The sequence below is a fragment of the Streptomyces sp. NPDC088747 genome, assembly GCF_044751025.1.
GTDB lineage: Bacteria > Actinomycetota > Actinomycetes > Streptomycetales > Streptomycetaceae > Streptomyces.
The window spans coordinates 515769-530879 of sequence record NZ_JBIVKZ010000002.1 but is presented as its reverse complement, the minus strand read 5'-3'; the positions used below and the strand labels follow the sequence as shown (position 1 = coordinate 530879).

Annotated in this window: 12 protein-coding genes; 7 read left to right on the top strand and 5 right to left on the bottom strand. The window is 67.8% G+C overall.

Going from position 1 to position 15111, the window contains the following annotated elements; genetic code table 11:
* Positions 1-64 precede the first annotated feature (64 nt).
* From ACIP79_RS06885 to rpmH, 5 genes are read right to left on the bottom strand one after another with little or no spacing between them, the layout of a single operon-like run.
* Complete coding sequence (locus ACIP79_RS06885) at positions 65-577, bottom strand: protein jag (protein WP_383685014.1); 513 nt, start codon at positions 575-577, stop codon at positions 65-67.
* A 15-nt stretch (positions 578-592) separates the two neighbouring features.
* Positions 593-1870 (bottom strand): membrane protein insertase YidC, encoded by a 1278-nt coding sequence (gene yidC / locus ACIP79_RS06880; RefSeq protein WP_401220255.1) that lies wholly within the window; start codon positions 1868-1870, stop codon positions 593-595.
* 3 nt (positions 1871-1873) lie between these two features.
* Positions 1874-2239, bottom strand: coding sequence for a membrane protein insertion efficiency factor YidD (gene yidD, locus ACIP79_RS06875; RefSeq protein WP_383685017.1), 366 nt, complete (start codon positions 2237-2239; stop codon positions 1874-1876).
* The gene (gene rnpA, locus ACIP79_RS06870) at positions 2236-2607 is read right to left on the bottom strand and encodes a ribonuclease P protein component (protein ID WP_383685019.1); all 372 of its coding nucleotides are present in this window, start codon (positions 2605-2607) and stop codon (positions 2236-2238) included. The genes yidD and rnpA overlap by 4 nt, the downstream gene beginning before the upstream one ends.
* Positions 2608-2628: 21 nt before the next feature.
* Positions 2629-2766, bottom strand: a complete 138-nt coding sequence (rpmH, locus tag ACIP79_RS06865) for a 50S ribosomal protein L34 (RefSeq protein ID WP_003967884.1) — start codon at positions 2764-2766, stop codon at positions 2629-2631.
* 420 nt (positions 2767-3186) lie between these two features.
* On the opposite strand from rpmH, the gene dnaA reads away from it, so the two are divergent.
* The 7 genes from dnaA (at position 3187) to gyrA (ending at position 15111) form a co-directional block, all read left to right on the top strand.
* Entirely contained in the window at positions 3187-5217 is a 2031-nt protein-coding gene (gene dnaA / locus ACIP79_RS06860; protein ID WP_401220250.1) for a chromosomal replication initiator protein DnaA, read from the top strand.
* 947 nt (positions 5218-6164) lie between these two features.
* Positions 6165-7295 (top strand): DNA polymerase III subunit beta, encoded by a 1131-nt coding sequence (dnaN, locus tag ACIP79_RS06855; RefSeq protein WP_401220247.1) that lies wholly within the window; start codon positions 6165-6167, stop codon positions 7293-7295.
* A 154-nt stretch (positions 7296-7449) separates the two neighbouring features.
* Entirely contained in the window at positions 7450-8325 is an 876-nt protein-coding gene (gnd, locus tag ACIP79_RS06850; protein WP_387187015.1) for a phosphogluconate dehydrogenase (NAD(+)-dependent, decarboxylating), read from the top strand.
* A 64-nt stretch (positions 8326-8389) separates the two neighbouring features.
* Entirely contained in the window at positions 8390-9514 is a 1125-nt protein-coding gene (recF, locus tag ACIP79_RS06845; protein WP_383685024.1) for a DNA replication/repair protein RecF, read from the top strand.
* On the top strand, positions 9511-10062 hold the full coding sequence (locus ACIP79_RS06840; RefSeq protein WP_383685026.1) for a DUF721 domain-containing protein: 552 nt from the start codon (positions 9511-9513) through the stop codon (positions 10060-10062). The genes recF and ACIP79_RS06840 overlap by 4 nt, the downstream gene beginning before the upstream one ends.
* Before the next feature lie 354 nt (positions 10063-10416).
* Positions 10417-12477 carry a DNA topoisomerase (ATP-hydrolyzing) subunit B gene (gene gyrB / locus ACIP79_RS06835; RefSeq protein WP_401220242.1) on the top strand — a complete coding sequence of 687 codons (2061 nt, stop codon included), beginning with the start codon at positions 10417-10419 and terminating at the stop codon, positions 12475-12477.
* Positions 12478-12519: 42 nt separating this feature from the next.
* Positions 12520-15111, top strand: coding sequence for a DNA gyrase subunit A (gene gyrA, locus ACIP79_RS06830; RefSeq protein ID WP_401220239.1), 2592 nt, complete (start codon positions 12520-12522; stop codon positions 15109-15111).

The window sequence follows — 15111 nt, the reverse complement described above, 5'->3', positions numbered from 1 at the left end:
GCCGGGCTGACAAAGATCGGCCCCGCCTGCGCGACAGACGGGGCCGAGGGAACGTACGTACCGGTCAGGCAGGAAGCACGACGACGAAGCGCTGCGGCTCCTCGCCCTCGGACTCGCTGCGCAGACCCGCGGCCTTGACCGCGTCGTGCACGACCTTGCGCTCGAAGGGCGTCATCGGGTTCATCTTGACGGGCTCACCGGAGCTCCTGACCTCGGCCGCGGCCTTGGCACCCAGCTCGGAGAGCTCCTCACGCTTCTTCGCGCGGTAGCCCGCGATGTCCAGCATGAGGCGGCTGCGGTCCCCGGTCTCCCGGTGTACCGCCAGGCGGGTGAGTTCCTGAAGAGCTTCCAGCACCTCACCGTCCCGGCCGACCAGCTTGTTCAGATCGCGACCGCCGGCGTCACTGATGATCGAGACAGCGGCACGATCGGCCTCGACGTCCATGTCGATGTCGCCGTCGAGATCGGCGATGTCGAGGAGACCCTCTAGGTAGTCCGCCGCGATCTCGCCCTCCTGCTCCAGGCGGTTCAGGGTGTCGCCCTCGGCGGCGGCGGAGGTGGTGGTGCCTTCCGTCACGGGATGGACTCCTTCTTACTTCTTGGACGGCGACTTGGGCCGCTGAGGACCCTTGCGCTGTCCGGACTGGGCTTTGCTGCGGGTCCCGGAGCCGGGTTTGCTCCCACTCGCCGGCTTGGCGGCGGTGGGTTTGGCGTCCTGTGGCTCGTCGGACTTGATCAGCGAGGTCTTCGGCTCGGACTCGGCAGCCGCCTTGGTCACGGCCGACTGGCGCTGGGACTTCGACTGCCGCTTCGGCTGCTGGCGCTTGGGGGCGCCGCCGGCGGTCGTCGGGGTGCCGTCCTCGGCCTCGACCACGGCCGTCACGCCCTTCACCACGGTGCCGTCGGCCTGCGCGGCCAGGCCCGCCTTGGTCAGGGTGTTGATGAACTTGCGCTCGTGCTCGTTGCGGTCACGGCCCTTGGCGACGATCGCCTTGACGATGGCCTTCTCGCCGCGGCTGCGGGTCTTCTCGTGGTGCGTGACGTGCTTCTGCAGGCGCTCCAGGTAGGCGGCCTGGGCCTTGCTGCCCGGAGTCGGGTTGTTGCGGATGACGTACATCTGCTGGCCCATGGTCCACACGTTGGTGGTCAGCCAGTAGACGAGGACACCGACCGGGAAGTTGATGCCGAAGATGGCGAACATGACCGGGAAGACGTACATCAGCATCTTCTGCTGCTGCATGAAGGGCGTCTTGACCGTGGTGTCGACGTTCTTCGTCATCAGCTGGCGCTGTGTGTAGAACTGCGACGCCGACATCAGCACGATCATGATCGCGGTGACGACACGGACATCGGTCACCGTGGCACCGAGCGAGGCGACCTTGTCGGCGCCGTCGGTGAACTTCGCCGCGAGCGGCGCGCCGAAGATGTGTGCCTTACGCGCGCTGGTCAGCAGCGAGTCGTCGATGACGCCGATCGTCTTGCCGGTCGCGATGCCGTTGAGCACGTGGTAAAGGGCGAAGAAGAACGGGGACTGCGCCAGGATGGGAAGGCACGAGGACAGCGGGTTGGTACCCGAGTCCTTGTACAGCTTCATCATCTCTTCGGACTGGCGCTGCTTGTCGTTCTTGTAGCGCTCCTGGATCTTCTTCATCTCGGGCTGAAGCGTCTGCATGGCCCGGGTGGCCTTGATCTGCTTCACGAAGAGCGGGATCAGGCAGATACGGATCAGGATCACCAGGGACACGATGGACAAGCCCCAGGCCCAGCCCGTATCGGGTCCGAAGAGCTTCCCGTAGACGGAGTGGAACTGGACGATGACCCAGGAAACGGGTGTCGTGATGAAGCTGAAAAGACTGGCAATCGTGTCCACTAATCAGGCTCCTTGAGCATGGGACGGGGTCTCGGCGGCCGGGCTCGCGGGGTGGTCGGACATACCGTGCCCCTCGATGGCCGGTTCGGCGGCGGAGGTCCCGCCCTTGCGTGCACGCCAGGCGTTACGCAGCATTTCGTGCCACCGCGGTCGTTTGCGCGGCGGGACATGGTCCACACCGCCCAGCGACCACGGATTGCATCGCAGGATGCGCCAGGCGGTGAGTGCCGTTCCCTTGATCGCACCATGCCGGTCGATGGCCTGGTAGCCGTAGCGGGAACACGACGGGTAGTACTTGCACACCGGCCCCAACAGCGGGCTGATCGTCCACTGGTACAGCTTGATGAGAGCCAACAGCGGGTACTTCATCGCGCGCCCCCTCCCAGCAGCCGCTGAAGTGCGGCATCCAGGTCTCGGGCCAGCTGTTCATGGTCGGCGTCACCCGCACCGGGCAACGCTCGTACGACTACCAGGCTACCGGGGGGCAGCAGGTCCACTCGGTCACGCATCAGATGGCGAAGCCTGCGCTTCACCCTGGTGCGTACGACGGCTCCACCCACGGCTTTGCTCACGACGAAACCCGCACGCGTCGGGGGAGCGCTCTCCCCAGGCGCGTGCGGGTCCGTTGCACCGCTACGTAGATGGACGACGAGGAGCGGGCGTCCGGCCCGGCGTCCTCGGCGTACCGCGGTCGCGAAGTCCTCGCGCCGCCTCAGCCGATGCTCGGTAGGCAGCACGACGTCATGACCTGTAAGTGATCAGGCGGACAGGCTGGATCGACCCTTGCCACGACGGTTCGCGAGAATCGCGCGGCCGGCGCGAGTACGCATCCGCAGGCGGAAGCCGTGGGTCTTGGCGCGACGACGATTGTTCGGCTGGAAGGTGCGCTTGCTCACTCGGGGGCTCCAGAAAGAATCGGTGGTGGCGGGGTGCCGTCCTGGCTGTCACCGTGCGCCCACGAGTAGCTCGTATACGCCCGAGTGCACCGCTTCCCGATCACTCGAAGTGACCTGTGCCCATCGGAGGCAGGCGGCAGCAGCCATCGACAACTCGACCTGGTTACGGTACGCGCGGCTACGCCATCCGGTCAAACCAGCAGCTGCCAGGAGACACTATCCACAGGCTGGGGACAACAACTTGAACCGCAGCGGTCGCCCTGACTACCGTGGCCGAACTCCGCTTCGTTTCCTTCCCACCGCCCCGGCGGCTCCGTCCCCACCGCTCCAGCAGCTTTGCTCCCACCGCCCCACCCGAGTGATCTTCCCAACCTGCTCCCAGAACCACACGTTCGTGGGACCCATGAGAGAGCGTGCCCTGTGGCTGACGTACCTGCCGATCTTGCCGCAGTGTGGCCACGAGTAATGGAGCAACTTCTCGGGGAGGGCCGCGGCCAGGGCGTCGAGGCGAAGGACGAGCACTGGATCAAGCGCTGCCAGCCCTTGGCCCTGGTCGCGGACACCGCGCTCCTCGCGGTCCCCAACGAGTTCGCGAAGGGCGTACTCGAGGGCCGGCTCGCGCCGATCGTCAGCGAGACCCTGAGCCGCGAGTGCGGCCGCCCTATCCGCATCGCCATCACCGTCGACGACTCCGCCGGCGAGCCCCCGGTGCCCTCCCAGCCGCGGTACGAGGACCCCGAGCCCTCCCAGGGCCAGGGCCGGGATGCGTACGACAATCAGAACCGCGACGACCGGGGCCCCTACGACAGCCACGCGCGCGACGAGCGGCCCTCGTACGACAGCCAGGGGCGGGACGACCGGAACCCCTACGACAACCCGAACCGCGACAACCCGAACCGCGACATGCAGAACCGTGACGACCGGAGTCCCTACGACGGGCAGCGCCGCGACGGGTACGAGGGGTACGGGCGTCACCGTGCGGACGATCACAGGTCCGGCCGGTCCGACCAGCTTCCCGGGGCTCCCGGCGACCAGCTGCCCTCGGGCCGCCCGGACCAGCTCCCGACCGCCCGCCCGGCCTATCCCGACTACCAGCGCCCCGAACCGGGCGCCTGGCCCCGGCACGACGACTACGGCTGGCAGCAGCAGCGCCTCGGCTTCCCCGACCGCGATCCCTACGCCTCGCCCTCGCAGGACTACCGGCCGCAGTCCATGGACCGCCCGCCCTACGAGCAGCAGCGGCCCGACTACGACCAGCAGCGCTCCGACTACGACCAGCGGCCCGACCGCCGCGATCTTCAGGAGCCGCCCTCCGGCGGTGGGCACATGCACCGCGGCGGTCCCTCGCTGCCCTCGTCCAGCGGCGCCCCGGGACCGCTGGCCGCGCAGCCCGCGCCGGCGAGCGGTCCGGGCGAGCCCACCGCGCGCCTGAACCCGAAGTACCTCTTCGACACCTTCGTCATCGGCGCCTCCAACCGCTTCGCGCACGCCGCCGCGGTCGCCGTCGCCGAGGCACCGGCGAAGGCGTACAACCCGCTCTTCATCTACGGCGAGTCGGGGCTCGGCAAGACGCACCTGCTGCACGCGATCGGGCACTACGCCCGCAGCCTCTACCCCGGCACCCGGGTGCGGTACGTGAGCTCGGAGGAGTTCACCAACGAGTTCATCAACTCCATCCGCGACGGCAAGGGCGACAGCTTCCGCAAGCGGTACCGCGAGATGGACATCCTGCTCGTCGACGACATCCAGTTCCTGGCGGACAAGGAGTCGACGCAGGAGGAGTTCTTCCACACCTTCAACACGCTCCACAACGCGAACAAGCAGATCGTGCTCTCCAGCGACCGGCCGCCCAAGCAGCTGGTCACCCTGGAGGACCGGCTGCGGAACCGCTTCGAGTGGGGTCTGATCACGGACGTCCAGCCGCCCGAGCTGGAGACGCGGATCGCCATCCTCCGTAAGAAGGCGGTGCAGGAGCAGCTCAACGCCCCCCCGGAGGTGCTGGAGTTCATCGCGTCCCGGATCTCGCGGAACATCCGCGAGCTGGAGGGCGCGCTGATCCGGGTGACGGCGTTCGCGTCGCTCAACCGGCAGCCGGTGGACCTCGGTCTCACCGAGATCGTCCTCAAGGACCTGATCCCCGGCGGCGAGGACTCCTCCCCGGAGATCACCGCGCCGGCCATCATGGCGGCCACCGCCGACTACTTCGGGCTCACGGTGGACGACCTGTGCGGCTCCTCGCGCAGCCGCGTCCTGGTGACGGCACGCCAGATCGCCATGTACCTGTGCCGTGAGCTCACCGACCTCTCGCTGCCGAAGATCGGCGCGCAGTTCGGCGGCCGCGACCACACGACCGTGATGCACGCCGACCGCAAGATCCGCGCGCTGATGGCCGAGCGCCGCTCCATCTACAACCAGGTCACCGAGCTCACGAACCGCATCAAGAACGGCTGACGGAGGCGGCTCGCAGAGCCGGTACCCACACCTTCGTACGTCGCCGAGGGCGCCCCGGGACACCTTCCCGAGGGCGCCCTTCGCCGTTCCCGCGCGCCCGGCGGAGGCGTCCGGAGAGGTTTTCGTGGCTCACCGGAGGGTGTCCGTCGTCGATCGGCTGTCATCCGCTGTTCGATTAGGGGCGGGGTTACGGCCACCCTCCACAGATTCGGTGACTTTCTGGCGTCCACACCCTGGGGACTGGGAAGTTGTCCAGATCGTGTCCACAGGGGGAGCTGTTGAAAGACCATCAGACCAGGTCACCTGCTTGTGCATTGGTGGACGAAGACTCTCCACAGCCTGTGGACAGAAAAAAGATCCACAGGCTGTGCACGGAGTTGTCCACCGGTGACCCACAGGATGGGCCGGGTTGTCCCCAGCGATCAACAGCTTCTCCACATCCCTGTCCACTGTTCGGCAACCCGACGCGCGCTCTCACCGTGTCGAGTGAAAGGCGTCACACAAAGGTGCCGGGTTGGCCTGTGGGGAACGTGGGTAAACCTGGGGACGGCGTTGGGGAGAAGTGCCCTCAGCCTGTGCATCGAGTGTGCAGAACTTTTCGCCGTCCACAGAGGAGCCGGGTTTTCCACCGCTCCCACCCACAGGGTCGGTGGACAAAAAACAGCCCCTGAGCTGCGAAAACGGGGTTATCCACGGTTTCCACAGGCCCTACTACTAAGACCAACTAGAGAGAGCCTGGGAATCGATTCGAAGACGGGGCTGTGCACAACTCGGCCTCGGAGCCTCTGCTGCCGCTCGGCACGACTTGACCCCGAGGGGCAACGACTGTCAGTGCGGTGCGTCAGACTGGTCCCCGGTGTCCTGCCCATCCCTGGGCCGAGCGACACCGAGTCAGACGACGAAGGCCAGCAGGGCGAGAGCGCCGGCAACAGACGGAGGCGGCAACGGTGAAGATCCGGGTGGAACGCGACGTACTCGCGGAGGCAGTGGCCTGGGCGGCACGCAGCCTCCCGGCCCGTCCGCCGGCTCCTGTGCTCGCCGGCCTGCTCCTGAAGGCCGAGGAGGGCGCCCTGAGCCTCTCCAGCTTCGACTACGAGGTCTCGGCGCGGGTCTCGGTGGACGCGGAGGTCGACGAGGAGGGCACGGTGCTCGTCTCCGGCCGCCTGCTCGCCGACATCTGCCGCGCCCTCCCCAACCGGCCGGTGGAGATTTCCACAGAAGGGACGCGGGCGACCGTGGTCTGCGGCTCCTCGCGGTTCACCCTCCACACCCTGCCGGTGGAGGAGTACCCGGCGCTGCCGCAGATGCCGTCGGCGACCGGCACCGTCCCGGGGGAGGTCTTTGCCTCGGCGGCCGCCCAGGTGGCCATCGCCGCGGGGCGCGACGACACGCTGCCCGTCCTCACCGGCGTCCGCATCGAGATCGAGGGCGACAGGGTCACCCTCGCCTCCACCGACCGCTACCGCTTCGCGGTCCGGGAGTTCCTGTGGAAGCCGGAGGACCCCGAGGCGTCCGCGGTGGCCCTGGTGCCCGCCAAGACGCTCCTGGACACCGCCAAGGCCCTCACGAGCGGCGACAGCGTGATCCTGGCGCTGTCCGGCTCGGGTGCCGGCGAGGGCCTGATCGGTTTCGAGGGCGCGGGGCGACGTACGACCACCCGACTGCTCGAGGGCGACCTCCCGAAGTACCGCTCGCTGTTCCCGACGGAGTTCAACTCCATCGCCGTCATCGAGACCGCCCCCTTCGTGGAGGCCGTCAAGCGCGTGGCCCTGGTCGCCGAGCGGAACACCCCGGTGCGACTGAGCTTCGAGCAGGGCGTGCTGATCCTGGAGGCGGGCTCCAGTGACGACGCACAGGCTGTGGAAAGGGTCGACGCCCAGCTGGAGGGCGACGACGTGTCGATCGCCTTCAACCCGACGTTCCTGCTGGACGGCCTGAGCGCCATCGACTCGCCCGTCGCCCAGCTCGCCTTCACGACGTCCACGAAGCCCGCGCTGCTGAGCGGGAAGCCCGCTCTGGACGCCGAGGCGGACGATGCCTACAAGTACCTGATCATGCCGGTGCGCCTCAGCGGCTGACGCGTCGGCGGCCGGCCCACCGGCCGCCGAAGCCGCAGGTCGGGGTGTACGTCTGAGCGCGTATGCCCACAGGTGTGCGTGACCGTCCGGGTTTAGGCTCGTACGTGGGTACGAGAGTGCCCTCACGCCACGTCGAAAACCTAAGGAACAACTGATGGAGCTCGGTCTCGTCGGCCTCGGCAAGATGGGCGGCAACATGCGCGAGCGGATCCGCCGCGCAGGCCACACCGTCCTCGGATACGACCGCAACCCGGACCTCGCCGATGTCCACAGCCTGGAAGAGCTTGTGGGCAAGCTCAAGGCCCCGCGGGTGGTGTGGGTGATGGTCCCGGCCGGTGCCGCGACCCAGTCCACCGTCGACGAGCTCGCCGCTCTCCTGGAGCCGGGTGACGTCGTCGTGGACGGCGGCAACTCCCGCTGGACGGACGACGAGAAGCACGCCGTCGAACTGGGCATCAAGGGCATCGGCTTCGTCGACTGCGGCGTCTCCGGCGGCGTGTGGGGCCTGGAGAACGGCTACGCGCTGATGTACGGCGGCGACCCGGAGAACATCGCGAAGGTCCAGCCGGTCTTCGACGCCCTCAAGCCCGAGGGCGACTTCGGCGCGGTGCACGCCGGCAAGGTCGGCGCGGGCCACTTCTCGAAGATGGTCCACAACGGCATCGAGTACGCCATGATGCAGGCCTATGCCGAGGGCTGGGAGCTCCTGGAGAAGGTCGACTCGGTCACGGACGTGCGCGAGGTCTTCCGCTCCTGGCAGGAGGGCACCGTCATCCGCTCCTGGCTGCTGGACCTCGCCGTGAACGCCCTGGACGAGGACGAGCACCTGGACAAGCTCCGTGGCTACGCGCAGGACTCCGGCGAGGGCCGTTGGACGGTGGAGGCCGCCATCGACCACGCGGTGCCGCTGCCCGCGATCACCGCGTCGCTGTTCGCGCGGTTCGCCTCGCGGCAGGAGGACTCGCCGCAGATGAAGATGGTGGCGGCGCTGCGCAACCAGTTCGGCGGCCACGCGGTCGAGAAGAAGTAGTCCACAGATCCACCGGCCGAACGGCCCGTGGATCCACAACCCTGGGGGAGGTCGGCGAACGACCATGCACGTCACGCATCTGTCGCTGGCCGACTTCCGCTCCTACGCCCGGGTCGAGGTCCCGCTCGACCCGGGCGTCACCGCGTTCGTGGGCCCCAACGGACAGGGCAAGACGAACCTCGTCGAGGCGGTCGGCTATCTCGCGACCCTCGGCAGCCACCGCGTCTCCTCCGACGCGCCCCTGGTGCGCATGGGAGCCGACCGGGCGATCATCCGGGCCAACGTCCGCCAGGGCGAACGCCAGCAGCTCATCGAGCTCGAACTGAACCCCGGCAAGGCCAACCGCGCCCGCATCAACAGGTCGTCCCAGGTCAGACCACGTGACGTACTCGGCATCGTCCGTACGGTGCTGTTCGCGCCCGAGGACCTCGCGCTGGTCAAGGGCGACCCCGGCGAACGGCGCCGCTTCCTCGACGAGCTGATCACCGCCCGCTCCCCCCGGATGGCGGGCGTCCGCTCCGACTACGACCGGGTGCTCAGGCAGCGCAACACGCTCCTCAAGTCGGCCGCACTGGCCCGGCGGCACGGCGGCCGCACCATGGACCTCTCCACGCTCGACGTCTGGGACCAGCACCTCGCGCGCGTGGGCGCCGAACTGCTCGCCCAGCGGCTCGACCTCGTCTCCGCGATCCAGCCGCTGTCCGACAAGGCGTACGAGCAGCTGGCGCCCGGCGGAGGCCCGGTCGCACTGGAGTACAAGCCCTCCTCGCCCGAAATCGTCGGCCACGCGCGCGAGGAGCTGTACGAACAGCTCATGGCCGCCCTCCTGGAGGCCCGCAAGCAGGAGATCGAGCGGGGCGTCACCCTGGTGGGCCCCCACCGCGACGAGCTGCTGCTCAAGCTCGGCCAGCTGCCCGCGAAGGGATACGCGTCACACGGCGAGTCCTGGTCTTACGCCCTGGCACTGCGCCTCGCTTCGTACGACCTGCTCAGGTCCGAGGGCAACGAGCCGGTGCTGGTCCTCGACGACGTGTTCGCCGAGCTGGACACCCGCAGGCGGGAGCGGCTCGCGGAGCTGGTCGCCCCGGGTGAGCAGGTGCTCGTGACGGCCGCGGTCGACGATGACGTGCCGGGCGTACTCACGGGGACGCGGTACGCCGTGTCCGAGGGCGGGGTGGAGCGCGTATGACGGAGAACACACCCGACCCGGCGGCGGCCCCCAAGGTCCCCGAACCGTCCGGCGTCGACCTCGCGCGCGTGGCCCTGCGCGCCGCGAAGGAACAGGCACGCGCGCGTGGGGACGCCGCGCAGCAGAAGAAGCAGGCCCGGCGCGGGGGCGGGCTGCGCTCCGGGTCCGGTGCCGACGGGCGGGACCCGATGGCGCTCGGTGCCGCCATCAACCGGCTGCTCACCGAGCGCGGCTGGGAGACCCCGGCCGCGGTGGGCGGCGTGATGGGCCGCTGGCCGCAGATCGTCGGGGACGACCTGGCCAAGCACTGCGTACCGCTGCGGTACGACGACGATCCGGCCGAGCGCGTGCTCACCGTGCAGTGCGACTCGACCGCCTGGGCGACCCAGTTGCGGCTGCTCGCCCCGGAGTTGGTGAAAAGGCTGAATCAGGACCTCGGCCACGGCACGGTGCGGCTGATCAAGGTGCAGGGCCCCGGTGGTCCCCCTCGTCGCTTCGGCCCCCTGCGTGCCCCCGGGAGCAAGGGTCCCGGCGACACCTACGGGTGATCGGAACAGGCCGGAGCGGTTGTCGCCGGTCGACCGGGTGCGGTTGCGAACACCGACCTGACTCGGCAGTAGCCAAGGGTTGACACCCGGAAGCGCTGAGTGCCGCTGTGAGCCTCTTTGGGCCCGGGTCCGCATATGGGGAGTCGGCCGAGACCGGTTCAGGGCGGCACATGCGGACTCAGGTACCGGCAAACCCCCATCACTGTCGGCGCTACCGGTAGACTGGAAGCTAATCCCGCCCCACTTGTGGGACACACCGAGCAACGCTGACTAGGGCTTACCAACGCAACACGCCGCAGCCGCTCCGGCCACCTGCCAGGAGTTCGGCTTGTGCTGTGCCAGAAAGGGCGCTTCGTGGCCGATTCCGGCAACCCCAACGAGAACATTCCGTCCACCGACGCCGGCGTCAAAGCCGAGGCCGCGATCTCGAACGGAGAGGTCACGGCCTCGTACGACGCCAACGCCATCACCGTCCTCGAGGGTCTGGACGCGGTCCGCAAGCGACCCGGTATGTACATCGGCTCCACCGGCGAGCGTGGACTGCACCACCTCGTGTACGAGGTGGTCGACAACTCCGTCGATGAGGCGCTGGCCGGTCACGCGGACACGATCGACGTCACGATCCTTCCCGACGGCGGTGTCCGCGTCGTCGACAACGGCCGCGGCATCCCGGTGGGCATCGTCCCCTCCGAGGGCAAGCCCGCCGTCGAGGTCGTCCTGACCGTGCTGCACGCGGGCGGCAAGTTCGGCGGCGGCGGCTACGCGGTCTCCGGTGGTCTGCACGGCGTGGGCGTCTCCGTCGTGAACGCGCTGTCCACCAAGGTGGCGGTCGAGATCAGGACCGAAGGACGCCGCTGGACGCAGGACTACAAGCTGGGCGTCCCGACGGCCCCGCTGGCCGAGCACGAGGCCACGGACGAGACCGGCACGTCGGTCACCTTCTGGGCCGACGGGGACATTTTCGAGACCACGGACTACTCCTTCGAGACGCTCTCGCGGCGCTTCCAGGAGATGGCGTTCCTCAACAAGGGTTTGACCATCAAACTCACTGATGAGCGCGACTCCGCGAAGGCCACGTCGGGTGCCGACGAGGCCGGTGCGGACGAGGCCGAAGAGGTCAAGACCGTCACGTACCACTACGAGGGCGGCATCGTCGACTTCGTGACGTACCTCAACTCCCGCAAGGGCGAGGTCGTCCACCCCACGGTGATCGACATCGAGGCCGAGGACAAGGAGCGCATGCTCTCCCTCGAAGTCGCGATGCAGTGGAACGGCGGTTACACCGAGGGCGTGTACTCCTTCGCCAACACCATCCAGACCCCCGACGGCGGCACGCACGAGGAGGGCTTCCGTGCGGCGCTCACCGGTCTCATCAACCGGTACGCGCGCGACAAGAAGCTGCTGCGCGAGAAGGACGACAACCTCACGGGCGACGACATCCGCGAGGGTCTGACGGCGATCATCTCGATCAAGCTCGGCGAGCCCCAGTTCGAGGGGCAGACGAAGACCAAGCTGGGCAACACCGAGGCGAAGACCTTCGTGCAGAAGGTCGTCCACGAGCACATCACCGACTGGTTGGACCGCAACCCGAACGAAGCAGCGGACATCATCCGCAAGTCCATCCAGGCGGCCACCGCGCGCGTGGCGGCCCGCAAGGCGCGTGACCTCACCCGCCGCAAGGGCCTGCTGGAGTCGGCGTCCCTGCCGGGCAAGCTCTCGGACTGCCAGTCGAACGACCCCACCAAGTGCGAGATCTTCATCGTCGAGGGAGACTCCGCCGGTGGCTCGGCCAAGTCCGGCCGCAACCCCCAATACCAGGCGATCCTCCCGATCCGGGGAAAGATCCTCAACGTCGAGAAGTCGCGGATCGACAAGATCCTGCAGAACCAGGAGATCCAGGCGCTGATCTCGGCCTTCGGCACCGGAGTCCACGAGGACTTCGACATCGAGAAGCTCCGCTATCACAAGATCATCCTGATGGCGGACGCCGACGTCGACGGCCAGCACATCAACACCCTGCTCCTGACCTTCCTGTTCCGCTTCATGCGGCCGCTGGTCGAGGCCGGACACGTGTTCCTGTCGCGTCCCCCGCTGTACAAGATCAAGTGGGGCCGTGAGGACTTCGAGTACGCGTACTCCGACCGCGAGCGCGACGCGCTGATCGAGCTGGGCCGCCAGGCCGGCAAGCGTGTCCGTGAGGACTCGATCCAGCGATTCAAGGGTCTCGGTGAGATGAACGCCGAGGAACTGCGCATCACGACCATGGACCAGGAGCACCGCGTCCTCGGCCAGGTCACGCTCGACGACGCCGCCCAGGCCGACGACCTGTTCTCGGTCCTCATGGGCGAGGACGTCGAGGCGCGCCGCGCGTTCATCCAGCGCAACGCCAAGGACGTCCGCTTCCTCGACATCTGAGTCGGTCTCAGCTGACCGCGTCAGAAAGGATCTTCACCAGCAATGACCGACGAGAACACGCCGAGCATCCCCGAAGAGGGCGAGATCGCCCTGCGCATCGAGCCCGTCGGGCTCGAGACCGAGATGCAGCGCTCCTACCTCGACTACGCGATGTCCGTCATCGTGTCGCGCGCGCTGCCCGACGTACGGGACGGTCTCAAGCCCGTCCACCGCCGCGTCCTGTACGCCATGTACGACGGCGGCTACCGGCCCGAGAAGGGCTTCTACAAGTGCGCCCGCGTCGTCGGCGACGTCATGGGCAACTACCACCCGCACGGCGACTCCTCGATCTACGACGCGCTGGTCCGCCTCGCGCAGCCGTGGTCGATGCGGATGCCCCTCGTGGACTCCAACGGCAACTTCGGTTCCCCGGGCAACGACCCGGCCGCCGCCATGCGGTACACCGAGTGCAAGCTGATGCCGCTGTCCATGGAGATGGTCCGTGACATCGACGAGGAGACCGTCGACTTCACGGACAACTACGACGGCCGCTCCCAGGAGCCGACGGTCCTGCCGGCCCGCTTCCCGAACCTGCTGATCAACGGCTCGGCGGGCATCGCGGTCGGCATGGCGACGAACATCCCGCCGCACAACCTCCGCGAGGTCGCGGCCGGCGCCCAGTGGTACCTGGAGAACCCCGAGGCCTCGCACGAGGAGCTCCTGGACGCGCTGATCGAGCGCATCAAGGGCCCCGACTTCCCGAGCGGCGCCCTCGTGGTGGGCCGCAAGGGCATCGAGGAGGCGTACCGCACGGGTCGCGGCTCCATCACGATGCGCGCGGTCATCGAGGTCGAGGAGATCCAGAACCGCCAGTGTCTGGTGGTCACCGAACTCCCGTACCAGGTCAACCCGGACAACCTCGCGCAGAAGATCGCCGACCTCGTGAAGGACGGCAAGGTCGGCGGCATCGCCGACGTCCGCGACGAGACGTCCTCGCGCACCGGCCAGCGCCTGGTCATCGTCCTGAAGCGGGACGCGGTCGCCAAGGTCGTCCTGAACAACCTCTACAAGCACACCGATCTCCAGTCGAACTTCAGCGCCAACATGCTGGCGCTGGTCGACGGCGTCCCGCGCACGCTCTCGCTCGACGCGTTCATCCGCCACTGGGTGACGCACCAGATCGAAGTCATCGTCCGCCGTACGAAGTTCCGGCTGCGCAAGGCCGAGGAGCGCGCGCACATCCTGCGTGGCCTCCTGAAGGCCCTGGACGCCATCGACGACGTCATCGCGCTGATTCGGCGCAGCGACACCGTCGAGATCGCGCGCGAAGGCCTGATGGGCCTCCTGGAGATCGACGAGATCCAGGCCAACGCCATCCTCGAGATGCAGCTGCGCCGACTGGCCGCCCTGGAGCGCCAGAAGATCATCCAGGAGCACGACGAGCTCCAGGCGAAGATCACCCAGTACAACGCGATCCTCGCCTCGCCGGTGCGCCAGCGCGAGATCATCAGCGAGGAACTGACCGCGATCGTCGACAAGTTCGGTGACGACCGCCGCTCCAAGCTGATTCCGTTCGACGGCGACATGTCCATGGAGGACCTGATCGCCGAAGAGGACATCGTCGTCACCATCACGCGCGGCGGCTACATCAAGCGGACCAAGACCGAGGACTACCGCTCGCAGAAGCGCGGCGGCAAGGGCGTACGCGGTACGAAGCTGAAGCAGGACGACATCGTCGACCACTTCTTCGTGTCCACGACGCACCACTGGCTGCTGTTCTTCACCAACAAGGGCCGCGTCTACCGCGCCAAGGCGTACGAGCTCCCGGACGCCGGCCGTGACGCGCGCGGCCAGCACGTCGCCAACCTGCTGGCCTTCCAGCCGGACGAGCAGATCGCGCAGATCCTCGCGATCCGTGACTATCAGGCGACTCCCTACCTGGTGCTGGCCACCAAGGGCGGTCTGGTTAAGAAGACGCCTCTTAAGGATTACGATTCCCCGCGCTCGGGCGGCGTCATCGCGATCAATCTCCGTGAGACGGAGGACGGTTCCGACGACGAACTGATCGGAGCCGAACTCGTATCCGCCGAGGATGATCTGCTTCTGATCAGCAAGAAGGCACAGTCGATCAGGTTCACGGCGACGGACGACGCGCTGCGTCCGATGGGCCGTGCCACCTCGGGCGTCAAGGGCATGAGCTTCCGCGAGGGGGACCAGCTGCTCTCGATGAATGTTGTTCGACCCGGTACGTTCGTGTTCACTGCCACAGACGGTGGGTACGCGAAGCGGACCAACGTCGACGAGTACCGCGTCCAGGGTCGCGGTGGCCTGGGCATCAAGGCCGCCAAGATCGTGGAGGACCGCGGTTCCCTCGTGGGCGCGTTGGTGGTCGAGGAGACTGATGAGATCCTTGCCATCACGCTGTCCGGTGGTGTGATTCGTACGCGAGTCAACGAGGTCAGGGAGACGGGCCGTGACACCATGGGCGTCCAACTGATCAACCTGGGCAAGCGCGATGCCGTCGTCGGTATCGCTCGTAACGCCGAGGCCGGTCGCGAGGCGGAGGAAGTCGACGGCGGGGACGCCGTGGACGACACCGCCGAAGGCGTCGAGGCCGTCGGTACGGAAGAGGGCGAGCCGTCCTCGGCCGAGTAG

Bases quoted from the DNA above. Each gene is read 5' to 3' on its own strand.
- gnd (WP_387187015.1), top strand. From the start codon at position 7,450: ATGGAGCTCGGTCTCGTCGGCCTCGGCAAGATGGGCGGCAACATGCGC.
- ACIP79_RS06840 (WP_383685026.1), top strand. From the start codon at position 9,511: ATGACGGAGAACACACCCGACCCGGCGGCGGCCCCCAAGGTCCCCGAA.
- gyrA (WP_401220239.1), top strand. From the start codon at position 12,520: ATGACCGACGAGAACACGCCGAGCATCCCCGAAGAGGGCGAGATCGCC.
- yidD (WP_383685017.1), bottom strand. From the start codon at position 2,239: ATGAAGTACCCGCTGTTGGCTCTCATCAAGCTGTACCAGTGGACGATC.
- recF (WP_383685024.1), top strand. From the start codon at position 8,390: ATGCACGTCACGCATCTGTCGCTGGCCGACTTCCGCTCCTACGCCCGG.